General features: G+C 50.2%; 15 protein-coding genes. 11 read left to right on the top strand and 4 right to left on the bottom strand.

Features of this window, described 5'->3' with window-relative positions; all coding sequences use genetic code 11:
* Positions 1–168: 168 nt before the first annotated feature.
* Positions 169–1,014 (bottom strand): alpha/beta fold macrolide esterase, encoded by an 846-nt coding sequence (locus BN6628_RS23780; protein ID WP_068621217.1) that lies wholly within the window; start codon positions 1,012–1,014, stop codon positions 169–171.
* A 597-nt stretch (positions 1,015–1,611) separates the two neighbouring features.
* Between BN6628_RS23780 and BN6628_RS23775 the strand changes: the two genes are divergently transcribed.
* Both BN6628_RS23775 and BN6628_RS23770 read left to right on the top strand, forming a co-directional pair.
* Positions 1,612–1,935: an ArsR/SmtB family transcription factor gene (locus BN6628_RS23775; RefSeq protein WP_068621215.1), complete on the top strand. Its 324-nt coding sequence runs from the start codon at positions 1,612–1,614 to the stop codon at positions 1,933–1,935.
* Positions 1,936–1,956: 21 nt separating this feature from the next.
* The gene (locus BN6628_RS23770) at positions 1,957–2,466 is read left to right on the top strand and encodes an SRPBCC domain-containing protein (protein ID WP_068621213.1); all 510 of its coding nucleotides are present in this window, start codon (positions 1,957–1,959) and stop codon (positions 2,464–2,466) included.
* Positions 2,467–2,591: 125 nt separating this feature from the next.
* Here BN6628_RS23770 and BN6628_RS23765 read toward each other — a convergent pair whose 3' ends face one another.
* The 3 genes from BN6628_RS23765 to BN6628_RS23755 form a co-directional block, all read right to left on the bottom strand.
* On the bottom strand, positions 2,592–3,851 hold the full coding sequence (locus BN6628_RS23765; protein ID WP_068621212.1) for an MFS transporter: 1,260 nt from the start codon (positions 3,849–3,851) through the stop codon (positions 2,592–2,594).
* Positions 3,852–3,956: 105 nt separating this feature from the next.
* The gene (locus BN6628_RS23760; RefSeq protein WP_068621210.1) at positions 3,957–4,667 is read right to left on the bottom strand and encodes a glycerophosphodiester phosphodiesterase; all 711 of its coding nucleotides are present in this window, start codon (positions 4,665–4,667) and stop codon (positions 3,957–3,959) included.
* 291 nt (positions 4,668–4,958) lie between these two features.
* The gene (locus tag BN6628_RS23755; protein WP_082927043.1) at positions 4,959–5,852 is read right to left on the bottom strand and encodes a putative RNA methyltransferase; all 894 of its coding nucleotides are present in this window, start codon (positions 5,850–5,852) and stop codon (positions 4,959–4,961) included.
* 320 nt (positions 5,853–6,172) lie between these two features.
* Here BN6628_RS23755 and BN6628_RS23750 point away from each other — a divergent pair, with 320 nt between their 5' ends.
* The 9 genes from BN6628_RS23750 (at position 6,173) to BN6628_RS23710 (ending at position 15,762) form a co-directional block, all read left to right on the top strand.
* The gene (locus BN6628_RS23750; RefSeq protein WP_068622608.1) at positions 6,173–7,354 is read left to right on the top strand and encodes an acyl-CoA dehydrogenase family protein; all 1,182 of its coding nucleotides are present in this window, start codon (positions 6,173–6,175) and stop codon (positions 7,352–7,354) included.
* Positions 7,355–7,650: 296 nt separating this feature from the next.
* Complete coding sequence (locus tag BN6628_RS23745) at positions 7,651–8,127, top strand: GyrI-like domain-containing protein (RefSeq protein ID WP_316245818.1); 477 nt, start codon at positions 7,651–7,653, stop codon at positions 8,125–8,127.
* 184 nt (positions 8,128–8,311) lie between these two features.
* Entirely contained in the window at positions 8,312–9,511 is a 1,200-nt protein-coding gene (locus BN6628_RS23740; protein ID WP_068621206.1) for a helix-turn-helix domain-containing protein, read from the top strand.
* A gap of 80 nt (positions 9,512–9,591) precedes the next feature.
* Positions 9,592–10,593: an ABC transporter substrate-binding protein gene (locus tag BN6628_RS23735; protein WP_068622606.1), complete on the top strand. Its 1,002-nt coding sequence runs from the start codon at positions 9,592–9,594 to the stop codon at positions 10,591–10,593.
* On the top strand, positions 10,590–11,405 hold the full coding sequence (locus BN6628_RS23730) for an alpha/beta hydrolase (RefSeq protein WP_068621204.1): 816 nt from the start codon (positions 10,590–10,592) through the stop codon (positions 11,403–11,405). The genes BN6628_RS23735 and BN6628_RS23730 overlap by 4 nt, the downstream gene beginning before the upstream one ends.
* A gap of 68 nt (positions 11,406–11,473) precedes the next feature.
* On the top strand, positions 11,474–12,214 hold the full coding sequence (locus tag BN6628_RS23725; protein ID WP_068622604.1) for a GntR family transcriptional regulator: 741 nt from the start codon (positions 11,474–11,476) through the stop codon (positions 12,212–12,214).
* A 223-nt stretch (positions 12,215–12,437) separates the two neighbouring features.
* A complete protein-coding gene (deoD, locus tag BN6628_RS23720) occupies positions 12,438–13,145 on the top strand; it encodes a purine-nucleoside phosphorylase (protein WP_187386186.1) in 708 nt (235 codons plus the stop codon).
* 36 nt (positions 13,146–13,181) lie between these two features.
* Positions 13,182–14,531 (top strand): MFS transporter, encoded by a 1,350-nt coding sequence (locus BN6628_RS23715; protein WP_068621202.1) that lies wholly within the window; start codon positions 13,182–13,184, stop codon positions 14,529–14,531.
* A 169-nt stretch (positions 14,532–14,700) separates the two neighbouring features.
* Positions 14,701–15,762, top strand: a complete 1,062-nt coding sequence (locus tag BN6628_RS23710) for an LLM class flavin-dependent oxidoreductase (protein WP_068621200.1) — start codon at positions 14,701–14,703, stop codon at positions 15,760–15,762.
* Positions 15,763–15,830 lie beyond the last annotated feature (68 nt).

The raw sequence follows: 15,830 nt of genomic DNA, 5'->3' as shown, positions 1-15,830 counted from the left end.
ATATACACATCTCCTCCCCCCCCCCCGCCATCTCAGACCGCAGATCTCACGCCCGAGTATAGTCCGGCTAAGTAGATGTTCGTAAACAAACTAAAGACCACTCCATAGCGGAGTGGTCTTGGTCGTTGTATGGTCTTATGTCGTATTGAAGTACATTGAACAATCTACTTAGGAAGACCGGTTTGATGTATGCGCGGTGATGGCCTCTATAATCGCAGGCCAGTCATCGGCATGAAGTTCATGTCCTGCTCCATCCAGTGTCAGCAGGGCAGCGCCAGGAATAGTACGGGCGAGGGCTTTCCCATGCTCGTAAGGAATAATTGGATCTTCTGTACCGTGGATCACAAGGGTAGGTATCGCGATCTCATCTGTCCTGGTGAGATAGGATTCTCCACCGGTCACAAGACCGTGGTTATGAATGCTGGCCATATTGTGGCTTCGTCTAATTTCTCTTTTGGCGAGATTGTATATTTTGGCCTCATTCGTCTTGCGCTTAGTGCCCTTAAGGATACTCCACTTCTCAACCGCAAAGCGTGCGGCCTCCTCCTCATTCGTCAAATCAACTTCTGCCGATCTAGAGAAGAAGTCTATCACCTTCTGTTCCATTGGAGGAAGATCTGGAGCAAAATTGGAGGTGGAGACTAAGGTGATACTGAGCAGGCGTTCGGGATGACGAAGAGCCGAAATTTGGGTCAGCAGCCCACCCATGGACATGCCCACGATATGGGCCTTATCAATATTGTAGGCATCCATCACCGCAATGGTGTCGTCGGCCATATCCTCAAATGTATATCCGGGGCTCCCGGGTTCGTACGTGGTGGACTGTCCGACATCCCGGTTATCATACCGGATCACATACCGCCCGGCATCGGCCAGGCGTTGGCAGAACTCATCCTCCCACCAAACCATGGAGGCTTGAGCCCCCATAATGAGGATCACAGTCGGATTCAAAGGGTCTCCGAAGCTCTCTGTACACAGTTCAATGCCATTCACTTGGATTTGTTGTTCGCTCATAGTTAAACTCTCCCCTTATTAGAAAAAATAAAAAAACACAGGCTGCTGCCTGTGCTTCCGTAATCGAGGAAAGAAGAAGGGAATGAGAATAGACTGGTCTCCGGGATATTCATCACGGACCATCTATTCCTTTAAATCCTTCTTTACAGTACATAAGTGTCCCCATATTAAAGCCGCCCAACGGGGCTTAGGATCACCTATGACTGACTGGTTACCACATGGCAAACCATTCTTCGATTACGATGCACACCACATAGCCTACAAGTGCTACTGTTCTCCATGGCTGCAAATGAAATCGAAAAATTAATTTACCACACGTAACCCTCCGTTCGTTATAAGTTAGGATCAGCCTAACATGACAGTTCAACTTATGTCAAGTTATGGAAAGTGACTTTAGCCTATAGTTAGAATACGGGCGATTACTGGTCAAATACAAATATTATTTTCAATATTCACTTGAAGGAATATTCCTATTATGGTATATTGAAGTTGTTAGAGCACAACCTGTCATGAATAGCAAGGTGGCATGCATGATTACGAAGACTGCTGGCGGCCACGTATGCAGCATGATCAGGGACAAAGAAGGAATTAAGGCCTATGGATATCACAACGTTTAGTGCGCTTGCGGAGCCGAACCGGTTCCGAATTGTGGAGCTGCTGCTCACCGGGCCCCTAACGGTAGGCGAAATTGCCAGCCGGCTTGAATTACGGCAGCCTCAAGCCTCGAAGCATCTTAAGGTCCTGCTCGAAGCAGGACTGGTAGAGGCTGAAGTGGATGCTAACCGGCGGAATTACAGGCTGTGTATGGAGCCTCTTCAAGCCATCGACGCTTGGCTGGACAGCTACCGTGCCGTATGGACCGAACGATTCGACAACCTAGAGAATTATTTGCAGAAGCTTCAATCTGAGGATAACAAATAAAATCAATCAGGAGGAATTTTCATGTCGAACACGTCGATGACCCGGGTAGAAGGAACGGAATTTATTATCGAGCGCATCTTTAATGCGCCGCGGGAGCTGGTATTTAAGGCTTTTTCCGAGGCTGAGCATTTGAAGAACTGGTGGGGGCCGCGAGGCTGGACAGTGCCGGTATGTCATGTTGATTTTCGCCCGGGCGGTGTGTGGCACTACTGTATGAAATGTGAAGATAAGAACCAGGGCGATTTCTATGGAATGGAATCCTGGGGCAAGGGAGTCTATCACGAAATCGTGAATGGGGAGAAAATTGTCTACACGGATTACTTCTCGGATGCGGATGGCAATGAGGCCCCGGGTGCGCCCTCCTCAACGACTACTGTGATCTTCGAAGATGTTGAAGGAAAGACTAAGGTAACAAGCCGTTCCAAATACGATTCAGCTGAAGCTGTGAAAGCAGTAATGGATATGGGTATGGAAGAAGGAATTACTCAGACTTGGGACCGTCTCGAAGAGCACCTGCAAGAGATCCGCTAAGCGGTCATCTTATTCTCTTGAATTACAACATAAATCCCCTTCCTGATCCAAGCCGTGCTTTGCACGCTTGCCTCGGGAAGGGGTTTTATATTATGGGAAAGGAACTGCTTTAATGAGCTGCTTGATTAGCTGGCTAAAGAATCAATCCGAGCTGGAGCTTGAGTCTTCTGCTTCTTAAGCCGCTTGTACAGTAGGAGTGAAGCTAAGAAGCCGATTACCGCAAGAACGATCAGGGACAAAAAGATGTATTTATAGCCAGGCGTTCCAGGGTTCTTATCGAGCAGATTGCCGAAATAAGTGTAGATGAACGTATCCGGCAGATAACCTACCAGGCTTATGGCCCCATAAGCAGCTCCCGCCAATGAGTTAGGAACTTTAATTTCATCCAACGGGGCGAAGTATACCCCTTTAATTGTGAATACCAGAAGGGAGACCACCAGCATATTCACCAGCATGATGACCAGGTAGCTTGGGTTTCCAGGGATGATGGTGAACAAGGCCATTAATAGAATGACTGCCACAAAGCCTATACGGATGTACCGCGTTGCTGAGCCCATCCGGTCTGCAATAATTCCTCCAAGCGGGCCACCGCCAAGCCGCAAGCCGTACGTTCTGATAATCCCGATAAAAGCACCCACCGATACGGACATGTGGAACACATCGGTCAAGTAAGGAGTTACATAAGTCAGCCCAGCGTTAATGCTGTAGCCTGTGAAGATAATAATGGCTGCCAGCCAGATGGATGGCATCTTCAAGACATCCACAATACCTTCGAACAATTTGCCGCTGGATTCTTCCTCGGATTTCTTGTTGTCCAGCAGGAAGTAGGCGGCGATACCAAGCACAATCAGAGCTACGGAGTAGAACAGAATAGCCCCACGCAGCCCCAAACTGGTTGCCCCGAAGGCTTTAAATATCCATAAAGCCGCAAAGGCGCTTAAGGTTGCGGACAAGCCCCGTCCTCCATCCAGGAAGCCGAACAGTCTGCCTTGCTCTGAGCTTTCCCCGAGCATTTTGACTGCCTTCAGCATCGTTGGCCAGAACGTGAATACGGTGGTGAATGCCCAGATAACATGAACGGTCAAAGCCATATGGTAAGCTGGGAAGGTGGAGTAATAGAATCCGGTAATCCCTGTAAGGATCAAGGAAAACGGAACCAGCAGCTTATAGGAGAATTTGTCCGCGAGCAGGCCGCCCGGCAGGTACAGGAAGAAGTTAATAATCCCGTAAATGGTCATCAGATTCCCAAGCTGCGTGTTGTTAATATGGAACGCATTTTGCATTGGAATATAGAACTGTTCCCTTAAATAAGGCAGCTGATAGATTAATCCGCCGGAGAAAGCCAGCACGAAGAGCGTTACCCATTTGCGTGTGCTAGATGTCATAGTGTCCCTCTTTCGTCATGAAGTAAAGTGATATAAGTAACAGGTAACGAACTGGTTTTTTAGCAAATCAAGATGTAATTGGCTTCATAGAAGAAGCGGATTTATTTACCCAAAGAAGCGGTCCGGATAATCGGTGATGATTCCGTCAACGCCGAAGTCCTCCAGAGTCTGTCCGGTCACGGCATCGTTAACCGTATAGCAGTATATTTTATAACCGTGCTGATGAATTTCAGATACATATTCCCGGGTGAGAAATTCATAGGCGGGATGAATGCTGTACACATTCAGACCGTTATCCTGAATATACTTCCAGGGATTAAGCATATGGGTATAGGTGAGCAGTCCAGTTTGGAGAGTTGGATCAATCTCATGAATACGCTTAAGACTGTAATGGTCGAAGGATGAGATAATCGTATGATCGGCCCGGTTGTACTTGGCAATGGACTCGGCTACCTTCTCTTCCAGATTTCTGCGTTCATAAGCAATCTGCTTCAGTTCCACATTTAAGAGCACATCACTTGGAATCAGTTCAAGGACTTCCTCCAGCGTGGGAACAAGTTCTCCCCCAAATTCCGGACGGAACGCACTTCCGGCATCCAGACTTCGAATTTCCTCAAGGGTCAGTTCATGAATCTTCCCTCTCCCATTGGTCGTTCTGTCTACAGTGAAGTCATGAATGATGACCACGTGATTGTCTTTGGTTAGTTGAGCATCAATTTCAATGCCCTGTACGCCTTGTTTTAAAGCGGTTACAATTGATTTCAGTGTGTTTTCGGGAGCATGTCCCGCTGCGCCTCTATGACCTATGATCTTCAAGACTTTACCCCCCCCAATCTATTATGTTTACCGAATCTTGTTGTTGCAGTCTTTGAACGAACCCCTCCCATTTCTTCAGGAACCTGTCTGCTATGAGCAAGTCTAACTCCTGAAATTCAATTCCTTGACGAAAGTGGCTGCACAAAAAAAGAGACCCGACAAATTGTCCCCGTACTGCAGGAAAAATTTGTGAGTCTCCATAATCTCCGCCACCAAGTATTAACTTGAGGTTATATTAATTTAAAATAAAAGCGCTGTCAACAGAAACATATTATTCTCCGTAAAGGGAATTTATTCCTTTTCTTTGCCGATAAGAACGGCTAGATCAACCGTAATCTCCAAGGAATCGACTTGAAGTGCGTCATGAAGACGCTCGGCATCTGCGCCCCAGGATAGTGGAGTCATGTGTACCAAATGCCGGGTAAGCTCACGGTCCAGCCTTCTCTTATAGTACAGACGCTGGGAGTCTACCAGTTGAAAGTGCTCAAGGAAGCGGTCCTGGATACCCTGGCTGGAATGGGGAGATTTGTTCGGCTCTCCGTAGAGAAGGGTGCGCAGCTCTCTCAGATAATCCGGTCCCGGTACCACTTTAATGATTCTTCCATCCTCTTTCAGCAGTCTGCCGAATTCAGCATAGTTGCTTGGCGAGAGAAAGTTCAGAATATAATCAAACCGGTCATCGGATAGAGGGCTGCGGGCGAGATCGGCAACGAGCCATACCAGGCTGGAATCCCTCTTCGAGGCCATCGCCACCCCTTCCTTAGCAATATCCAGGCCTACTCCAACTATGCCGGTATGTCCGTAAATACTGGTCAGACGCTCATGAATGTACGATAAATGAGAGCCTTCACCACAGCCCGCATCGAGCAGGGCCACAGGCCGGCAGCAGGATTGGCTGGACCTCTGAATATACTGGGAAATCCAATGGTCCATCGGTTCGAATAGACCATGCTCGCTGATTATGTGACGTGATTCAAACAGCGGCTTGCCGTACTTGGTACTGGCAGGGCGGGATAGCAGGTTCACATAGCCGTATTTGGATATATCATAGCTGTGCTTGTTGGCACAGGTTAAATTGGTGTTGTTAACTACACTCATAGGCCGGGTACATACCGGACATCTGAGCAGGTCTGCACAGGCAGTCAGCAGGTTCGCGGCAGTCGTTCTTCTATGGATATGAGACAATGTTATAGCACCCCATTCATTCGTATTGGTTGAATGAAAAAAGGCGCAGATAAATAAACCTAGCCCTGTTGGTTCAAAAAAAGGCAGGTCAGTTATCCGCACCTCTCATTAACGCAAACGAATGAATTTGATGATCATAACAGAGGATCACTCCGAATCTGATAAGGTAATAAGGGGGAATCCCCTTTCTATCATAACATAAAGTTGGGTTAGGGCGTGTCTCAGCAGGATCTGATTTGTATCCAGGCAATCGGAGAACTTATAATTAAGGCCATACCATTGAAGTAGTATAAAAATTTGATCCGGGGGTGAGCACAGTGCTGGATTTATTTATACATACACCATTGCAGCAGGAATGGCTCGGACGGCTCAGCGGGAAGGGAGGCTCCTTCAGAAACCGGGCAGATGGGATCGACAAGAGCGGTACCTTCCCTAGTGAGAATGTGACCGAGCTGATAGACATGGGGTACACTAAGATAACGCTGCCTTCTTCTTATGGAGGCGAAGGGCTTCGTATATATGATATGGTGCTGCTCCAAGAGACGCTGGCCTCATATGATGCGTCTACCGCATTATCCATCGGCTGGCATTTGTCTGTGGTGGGTGAGCTGTTTGAGAAGAGCCTGTGGGAGCAGGGAAGCATGAGCTTCATTGCTGAAGAAATCGCTAAAGGTGCACTGATCAACCGGGCAGCCAGTGAGGCTCAGACCGGAAGCCCGACACGTGGGGGGCGCCCGGGAACAACCGCGGTGAAGCAGGGCAACAAGTGGGTGATCACGGGACGCAAGATCTATACCACGCTGTCTCCGATGCTTACTTATTTTGTAGTATCAGCATGGATTGAAGAGAAGATGACCATTGGGCAGTTCCTGCTGCACCGTAATTTAGAAGGCCTTCGTATCGAGGAAACCTGGGATACGATGTCGCTGCGCGGAACGGGCAGCCATGATCTTGTTCTTGATCATGTGGAGGTGGACGAAGACCAGCTGGTGGAGCTCGGCACCCACCCCCGCAAAGTGGAGTCTCCGCTAAATGCATGGCTGCTTCATATTCCGGCATGTTATCTCGGCATCGCCCAGGCAGCCCGTGACTATGCCCTGCGGTTTGCATGTGAGTATACACCGAACAGCATCAGCGGTCCGATCAGCCAATTGGCGAACATCCGGCAGTTGATCGGAGAGATGGATCTTGAGTTAATGCAGGCCCGTCATTTCTTGTACAGTGTAGCTGGAGCCTATGACGACGAGATGCGCCGGGGCCGGCTGGAGACAGAGCTTGGCGCCGCGAAACATGCGGTGACTAATTCGGCTATTTCAATTGTAGACAAGGCCATGAGGATTGCCGGAATCCGCAGTCTGCAGCTGGATAACCCTCTGCAGCGCTACTACAGGGATGTAAGAGCAGGCCTTCATAATCCGCCTATGGATGATGCCGTGCTGAACAAAATCGCGTTGTCTGCGATCGAGCGTACAACCGGTCCAGTTCAAGGCCATATAAAATGAACTTTAGACTTAACCGATCTCAGCAAGAGAGGGCGAGTGATCCTGAAGAAGCGGAGCGTCCGCCTTTGTCTCCGAAATGCCCCTACTTAGACATCTAGTTCGAGGATTCCGGAGACAACAGGGTCGTAAGAACACTCAGCATCGCAGCGCCTGAATAGGATAACTTTCATAAGTTCAATTTATAAAGTAGAGAGTTTGAACATCATTGCGGCTGTAGGAGAGTTATTTCACTTTGGGGCAGCTAATATGGTAAATTATAGAATATACAATATTGTGAAATTTAGGGAGGGATTTCATTGGAGCTGGGTAATGAATATTCCATTTTCAACAAAGAGGGTTTCCAGGTGGTGGGATTAAAGTGGACAGGGACATTCGCTGAGGCAGCAGCAGGAGAAATCCGTAAGGTACATAATGAGATGCACCAGCGGCTGGGCGAGATCGAACATGTTCTCGATCCGGATAAGCTGCTGGGACTCTCCTATCAGAACATCCCGGGTGGATTCACCCATTATGCGGCCGTACTGGTGGACCGGGCTGAAGAGATTCCGGAGGGAATGGAAGCAGTCACCGTTCCGGCTTCGGCTTACGCCAGGTATGAACACGCCAAGGAACAGGACATTTCCGAGTCGTATTCCCGGATATATGCATGGATAGAAGGCCAAGGCTATAAGCCGAATGTAGGGGAGTATACCCACCTGGAGGAGTATCCGATGCAGCAGGACCCTTTTACCCCAGACCCTCAATTTGTCATCATGATCCCTATTGAGAAATAAGATCAGCAAGCCACCCGCCGGGTGGCTTTTGTCATGCCTGCGCTCAAAAGGGACAGCCCTATCCACCCTGGATACTCTTCCTTCTTGTTATTGCGATCAGCCTGGTTATCCTCTATTATCAATATTAATGAGAATGATAATTAATATCAATTGAAATAAATCTTTGGTTACAGGAGGGTACAATATGCTTGAGCATAAGGGAAACGGCGGTGGAGCAAGTACAGATATTAAGGGAATGTCGCTGGCTGAGATCCGTGATTACATGGCCGCTCATTTTCACGAGCCATTAACGATTCATCATCTCGCCAAGCTGACTGGGCTCAGTCCGAATTATTTCGGGGAAGCGTTCAAGAAGGCCTACGGCCAGAGTGTTTTGGACTATATAACGGGACTTCGGATTGGCCAGGCCAAGCAAATGCTGTGTGACACCGATCTGTATCTGCGCGATATTGCGCGGAGGGTGGGATATAGCGATGAGTTTTATTTTAGCAGGAAGTTTAAGAAAGAAGTCGGTGTTTCACCGTCGGTGTATAGCCGGGATTGCCGCCGCAGGGTAGCCGCCGTCTCTCCGGAGGCCACAGGGAATCTGCTTGCGCTTGGAATTGTGCCTGTAGCCGCTCCGTTAGATCCCAAGTGGAGCCCATACTATTATTATTTCTATGAATCGAGAATCAAGGTGCATTTGAGTTCTTCAAATTTAGAGCATGAAGATAACCTCCGGAAGCTGTTGTCCGCGAAGCCGGATTATCTGGTTGTCCATAGCGCGCTCCCGGAGCCTGTGATTAGCAGGATTATGAACAGCGGTATACAGCTCATCAGCGTTAAAGCGGAGCATTGGAGGGGGCAGATGAGAGAAACAGCGGCCGGGCTTGAACAGTCAGCAAGCTGTGAAGACTGGATCCGGTCTTATGATATAAGAGCTTTAGAGGCCAGAAAGAGCTTGAACCGGGCGGTGGGAGACGATATCTTCGTTACTCTAAGAGTATCCGGGGACGAAATTTATCTGTACAGCAACAGAGGCACCCGGGATGTGCTCTACCAGGATCTTGGACTTCATGTGCATTCTAAAATGCGAGGGCGGTGTAATGAGCCAATCACGTTAGAGCAGCTGTCAGGGATCAATCCGGACCGATTGTTGATGCTGATCTGCCCGGATGCGGTCACCCGGATGTTTTGGCTATCTCTTCAGAACCGTGAGGAGTGGAAAAGGCTTGAGGCTGTGAAGCGCGGGCATGTCTATTTGATTCCGTCTAATCCATGGTTCGAATACTCGGCTACAGCCGTCAACCGGATGCTGGAGGAAATGCTGCTTATGCTGACAGGGAAAAGTCCAAATCCATCTCCTGTTCCTGTCCATGGCGTCCCGTCAGCCATTCACTTATAATCCCTTCATATGAGAATTATTATCAATGGAAGGGGTTAGAGATTAAAGTGAATTCAGTTTATAATTGGCGCCAAGGTAAGATGCGGCAAGTAGGGGTCCTGCTGGCAGCTCTTCTGCTGGCAATGGGAGTACTGGCCGGATGCGGCTCCAGCTCCAGCAAAGCTGGTGAGTTGGGTGCGCCGAAAGAGGGGGCCGAAGGAACAACGGCAGCGCCTACAGCTGCCAAGGCAGACGATCAAGCGGGGGATCAGGCTTATCCGCTGACTGTACAAGACGAGATGGGCCATGAGGTGACAATCCCGGCCAATCCTGACAAGGTGTTCGCTCCGATGATGGAGGACTCCTTGCTAGCCTTGGGGGTTAAGCCGGTGATGCAGTGGTCTAACGGGGTTCAGCCGCAGCTGTACCTGAAGGATCAGCTTGAAGGGGTGCCGGAAATCGGTTTTGCCAGCGGGCAGCCGTCATTTGAAGTGCTTTTGGCAAATAAGCCGGATCTAATCATCCTGCACAATTCGTTCTATGCGGAGAATGGGGCCTATGAGCAGTATTCCAAGATTGCCCCGACCTATGTGTTTAAGAGCGCATCTAACGATTTGGCCAGCTCCATCCGGATAGTGGGGAAACTGCTGAACAAGACAGATGAAGCCGAGAAGGTACTGAAGGAGTATGAAGCCAAGGCCGAGGCAGCCAAGACGAAGCTGGCTGGTCATGCGAAGGGCAGAAAGGCCGCGATCATCCGGTTCAACGCCAAAGGCATGTTCTTCATGAACTATGACTATTACAGCGGTTACGTGCTTGCCAAGAACCTGGGGTTTGGCCAGAGCGACATGGTCAAGTCGGGTGCCTATGAGGTCTCCTTGGAGAAGCTGCCCGAGCTTGATGCCGATTATATCTTCTTGATCAATGATGGCAATCTGGGAGATGCCGCACTGAAGACTTTGAAGGAGAGCAAAATCTGGCAGAGTGTGCCTGGCGTCAAGAAAGGGCAGGTCTACGAGACAGCCAGTGATTATTGGCTTAGCGGCGGGTTCATCGCTCAGGGTAAAGTCATTGATGATATTGTGAGGTTTCTGGCGCCATGAGCAGAATGACGGCCAATCCATACGTTCCGGACCGGTGCTTTGAATACCGGATGACCTCAGGCAAGCAGCTTGAATACCGGATCATGATCTCCATTCCGGCAGCTGAACCCCCACCAGATGGATATGCGGTCATCTACGCGTTGGATGGAGATGCGGTATTCCAGACGCTGGTGGAAACCGTAAGGCTGCAGACGCGGAAGCCGAAGGGCTTCGGTCCGATATTGGTGGTCGGCATCGGGTATCCGTCCAAAGAGCCGTTCGATGCGGACCGGCGCTGCCGCGACTTCACCATGCAGACCGGCAATGCCTCTCTTCCGGTTCGGCCCGACGGCAGTCCATGGCCCCCGCATGGCGAAGCGGAGGATTTCCTTTATTTTCTGGAGCATGAGCTGAAGCCGGCCATCTCCCAAGAGTGGCCTGTTGACCCGAGCAGACAGGCAATTGTGGGTCACTCCCTTGGAGGGCTGTTCACCCTGCACGCTTTATTTACAAGAACACATCTTTTTACACATTATGTCGCGGGGAGCCCCTCCACCTGGTGGGCAGAGAACCTGTTGTTTAAGGAACTCGAAAGCTTTACAGAGGCCTGGAAGGGAGAGTGCCCAGTCCATCTTCTTCTTACCATCGGGGCCGACGAGCTTCCCGATATGCTGGAGGGGGCGGAGCAGGTTGCCCAAAGGCTGAGGCCTTTTTCTGATAAGGGAGTACGCATGGAATGGGTGAAGTTTGCGGATGAAAATCATGTAAGTGTGCTTCCGTCCGCACTCGGCCGCATTCCCCGGTTTCTATCGATCAACTCTACGGATATCTAAGAAATTCCCGGCACCTCATGGTATACTATTCTTATCTATCGATTAAGAGAATATAGGTGCGTGAGCAAATGGAAGTTAAGCCGGAACAGATAGCCAAAGGGAAGAAGCCGCTGTACTTGGCGGTGTATGATGAGCTTTTCAAACAAATTACGAACGGAACTTTTCCAGCGGACAGTCAGCTGCCGACAGAGCCCGAGCTTGCGAAGATGTTCAAGGTCAGCAGGATGACGCTGAGACAGGCCTTGGCACTGCTCCAAGATGACGGGCTGGTGAGGAGCATCCACGGGAAAGGCAACTTTATTACCAGATCCCAGAGGAAGAACCGGACGGTAGGTCTGGAGCGAATCGGGAATCCTATGTACAAGTGTCATACTGAGGACATTGACGAGGTGGACATGCAGTTCAGGCTGGACCTCGAGAGCGATTATACGCAGGAGGTCCTGAACCGCAAGGCCGCCGCGGTGGTTGCGATTGAGCGCTGGTACAGAAGCCAGGGGGAAGTGGTGGGCTTTGCGTTCACTTTTATGGCGATTGAAGCCGTATCCGAAATGAATTTGGATCTGCAAAATAAAGACGGGCTGTTGGACTTTCTGGAGAACAGGGCGTATGATCTTGCCACTTCCGCAGCTATTGAGATTAAGCGTTCTACGGCAGTAAGCACCTCAAGCCAGAAATTGAACATGGCGGGCGGCGAGGAATGTGATCTTATACTGGAGAGCTTGTATGTCAATGAGCAGCACCCGGTTGTATACAACAAGTATTATATTCCGAAGCAGTACAGCTTGATTAAGATCAACGCCACCAAATAATACAATACGAACATAAGAAGCAGTGAGCCCACGGGGGCCGCTGCTTTTTTTGCGTACGCTTCCAACCCGGGCGTGTGTTCGCCGGACTGCCTCTTTTTGCTATAAAAAATGTGGTTGATAAACAAGTTGCTACTGTGGTATTTTGTTAATATATCAATTAGACAACTTAACATACAACTATACTTAGTTGTAAAAAAGAGGAGAGATGGAAGTGAGTACATCCATGCACAAAGAAACTCCGCATATCAAGCCAGGGGGCGTTGAGATCGCCGAAACCATTCTGCTGCCGGGTGATCCGCTGCGGGCAAAATTTATTGCCGAGACTTATCTGGACAATGTCGTTCAATTTAACGAGGTACGCGGCATGCTTGGTTATACAGGCACCTTCAAGGGCAGAAAAATCTCTGTGATGGGCACCGGAATGGGAACACCAAGCATGAGCCTCTATTCCTGGGAGCTGATTCACGTATTTGGCGTGAAGAACCTGATTCGTATTGGTTCGGCCGGGGCGATCCAAGATCACTTGAACTTGTATGACATTGTTTTTGCAATGGGTTCTGCAACCGATTCCAATTATGCGCACCAGTTCAATTTACCGGGCCATTACTCGATTACTGCTTCCTTCGAGCTGTTGGAGAAGGCCAAAAAAGCTGCTGACCGTCAGGGACAAAAGGTTCATGTGGGCAACGTTCTCTCAAGCGATATCTTCTATAATGCCGATCCGACGGCTCTGAAGAGATGGAGCGAGATGGGCATTCTGTGCGCCGAGATGGAATCGGCTGGATTGTATTTGAACGCGGCGCATGCCGGGGTTAACGCGCTGTGTATTCTGACGATCAGCGATCACATTTTCAGACAGGAAGCCACCACGCCGGAAGAGAGACAGACCGCATTTACTAAAATGATGGAGATTGCTCTCGAGCTGGCTTAAGTTAAGACATCTTATATAGGGAAAGGATTGAAGCTAATGGCAATGGTAAGTGAACACCTGTCTCAGACTCCCGCCAAGGCTTATGATGCCAAGAAGGCTGTGCCTGTCATCCTGTTGTTTTTCGTGTTTGCTCTAATTATTGACAACTCTTTCAAGCTGGTCTCGGTAGCAATTGCGGATGACCTGGGCATCTCGGCAACTGCGGTGAGCTGGCAGGCTACCCTTGCCGGACTTGTGATCGGAATCGGTGCGGTGGTCTATGCGTCTCTGGCCGACTCGATCAGCATCAGAAAGCTGCTGAGTGCGGGAATTATTCTGATCTGTATCGGCTCCGTGCTGGGGTATATTTTTCAGCATTCCTTCATGCTGGTGATTATTGCGCGACTAATCCAGACCGCAGGTCTCGCTTCCGCCGAGACACTGTACGTAATATACGTAACCAAGCATCTGCCCAAAGAGGAGCAGAAGAAGTTCCTTGGACTCAGCACAAGCAGCTACTCGCTGTCCCTTGTAATCGGTTCCATTACGGGCGGTTACGTTTCTACGTACCTGAATTGGGCGGCCCTGTTCCTGATCCCGCTGTTGTCGCTGGTTCTGCTTCCCTTCATTCTAAAATATTTGCCTAAGGAGGAGTCGCAGAAGAGCCATGTGGACTTCATCGGCCTGCTGCTGATTGCGGCAATCGCTACTTCCGTGATGCTGTATATCACCGACTTCAACTGGATGTTTATCATTCTGTTTGTTGTGGCGACCGTTTTGTTCCTGATGTATATCAGCAAGAGCAAGAGTTCGTTCATCGGGATCTCCTTTTTCCAGAATAAAAGGTTCATCTCCGTGCTTGCCATCGCCTTTGTGATCTATTCCGTTCAGTTGGGGTACATCTTCATGTTTCCGTTCCTGCTTCAGAAGCTTTACGGGCTTCAGCTGGATACGATCTCGCTGCTGCTGATTCCCGGGTATGTTACAGCCGTTCTGGTCGGAGCGCTGTCCGGGAAAATTGCCAAAGTCCTGTCTAATAAACAGGCCGTGTCCATTGCTATGGTTATCATCGCCTGCAGTCTGGCCCTGCCGGGTCTCTTCAACACCAGTCCGGTGATCATCTACGTGCTCTCCATGCTGCTGTTCTCAGGGTCTTTCGCATTCATGTATGCGCCATTGCTGGATTCTTGTGTAGGTGCTATCCCTGCCGAGAAATCCGGGACTGCTGTAGGATTCTACAATTTGGTGCTTAACGTGGCTATCTCCATCGGGATTACTTATACGGCGGCATTGATGGAAGCGGTGTCGTTTAGAACAGTGCTGTTTATCCTGGGCCTGATTACTGTGCTTGCGCTGGTTATGTTCTGGCTGCTTGTGGGAAGGTTCTCAAGATCGGAACAGGTATAATATAAAATAGTAGAGGGGCTGCTGATGCAGCCCCTTTTCTCGTATGGTTCCCCGCCAGACTTGAAATCACGGCGGCAATAAGGGCACAATAAAGACACCGAGACTTGACGTCGTTTTACGAAAGAAAGCGTTGGCGAGAGACGGAACTTAGAAGCAGGAGGGACTGCAGGTGGAGATAGGGATAAGCACGTTTGTGGAAACAACGCCGGATGTGGTGACCGGGGAGGTCATGAGCCATGCCCAGCGGATTCGCGAGGTGGTTGAGGAGATTGTGCTCGCTGACAAGGTGGGCCTTGATGTATATGGTGTAGGGGAGCATCACCGGAAAGATTATGCGGCGTCTTCGCCCGCGGTCATTCTGGCTGCCGCGGCTGCGCAGACCAGCCGGATCAGGCTTACAAGTGCGGTTACGGTGCTACCCTCGGCAGATCCGGTGCGTGTATTCCAGGACTTTGCCACGCTGGACGGAATCTCCAATGGACGTGCGGAAATTATGGCCGGCCGCGGCTCGTTCATTGAATCGTTCCCGCTCTTTGGGTATGATCTGGACGATTATGACCAACTATTTGATGAGAAGCTGGAGCTGCTGCTCAAGCTTAGGGAATCCGAGAAGGTCACCTGGCGGGGCGGGCATCGGCCTGCCTTTAATGACCTCGGTATTTATCCGCGTCCGGTTCAAGATCCGCTGCCGGTATGGATTGGCAGCGGAGGGAACCAGGAGTCGGTGGTCCGCGCCGGACTTCTTGGCCTTCCGCTTGTGCTGGCTATTATTGGCGGCAGCCCGCTGCAGTTCGCGCCGCTCGTACAGCTCTATAAGAAAGCGGCGGCCCATGCCGGTCACGATGCGTCCAGGCTGCCGGTCGCCTCGCACTCGCACGGGTTCGTTGCAGAAGACAACCAGCTTGCGGCGGACAAGTTCTTCCCATCCACCCAATACAGCATGAATGTGATTGGTCGTGAGCGGGGATGGGGCCATTACAGCCGTGCAAGCTACGATGCGGCCCGCAGACCCGAAGGCGCGCTGTATGTTGGCGATCCGCAGACCGTTGCGGAGAAGATTATCAACCTGCGCAAGCATGTTGGTATTACCCGCTTCATGCTGCATGTGCCGCTTGGATCGATGCCTCACGAGGATGTTATGAAGGCCATCGAGCTCCTTGGAACCGAGGTTGCCCCACGGGTCCGGGAGGAAATTGCAAGATGGGAAGCTCAGCACGGGGAGAATGTGTGAGAGTGAGATAGCTTGATAGCCAGAGCGCTTTTGGCAGATGAAGAGGAGGCTTCAGTGAATGAAGCCTC

This window comes from Paenibacillus tuaregi (genome assembly GCF_900086655.1).
Taxonomy (GTDB): domain Bacteria; phylum Bacillota; class Bacilli; order Paenibacillales; family Paenibacillaceae; genus Fontibacillus; species Fontibacillus tuaregi.
The sequence above is the reverse complement of the archived record's forward strand: the minus strand, read 5'-3'. Positions and strand labels throughout refer to the sequence as shown.

Excerpts from the sequence above, each read along its gene's own strand:
- BN6628_RS23780 (WP_068621217.1), bottom strand. The coding sequence starts at position 1,014 with ATGAGCGAACAACAAATCCAAGTGAATGGCATTGAACTGTGTACAGAG.
- BN6628_RS23775 (WP_068621215.1), top strand. The coding sequence starts at position 1,612 with ATGGATATCACAACGTTTAGTGCGCTTGCGGAGCCGAACCGGTTCCGA.
- BN6628_RS23770 (WP_068621213.1), top strand. The coding sequence starts at position 1,957 with ATGTCGAACACGTCGATGACCCGGGTAGAAGGAACGGAATTTATTATC.
- BN6628_RS23765 (WP_068621212.1), bottom strand. The coding sequence starts at position 3,851 with ATGACATCTAGCACACGCAAATGGGTAACGCTCTTCGTGCTGGCTTTC.
- BN6628_RS23740 (WP_068621206.1), top strand. The coding sequence starts at position 8,312 with ATGCTTGAGCATAAGGGAAACGGCGGTGGAGCAAGTACAGATATTAAG.
- BN6628_RS23735 (WP_068622606.1), top strand. The coding sequence starts at position 9,592 with ATGCGGCAAGTAGGGGTCCTGCTGGCAGCTCTTCTGCTGGCAATGGGA.
- BN6628_RS23730 (WP_068621204.1), top strand. The coding sequence starts at position 10,590 with ATGAGCAGAATGACGGCCAATCCATACGTTCCGGACCGGTGCTTTGAA.
- BN6628_RS23725 (WP_068622604.1), top strand. The coding sequence starts at position 11,474 with ATGGAAGTTAAGCCGGAACAGATAGCCAAAGGGAAGAAGCCGCTGTAC.
- deoD (WP_187386186.1), top strand. The coding sequence starts at position 12,438 with ATGCACAAAGAAACTCCGCATATCAAGCCAGGGGGCGTTGAGATCGCC.
- BN6628_RS23715 (WP_068621202.1), top strand. The coding sequence starts at position 13,182 with ATGGCAATGGTAAGTGAACACCTGTCTCAGACTCCCGCCAAGGCTTAT.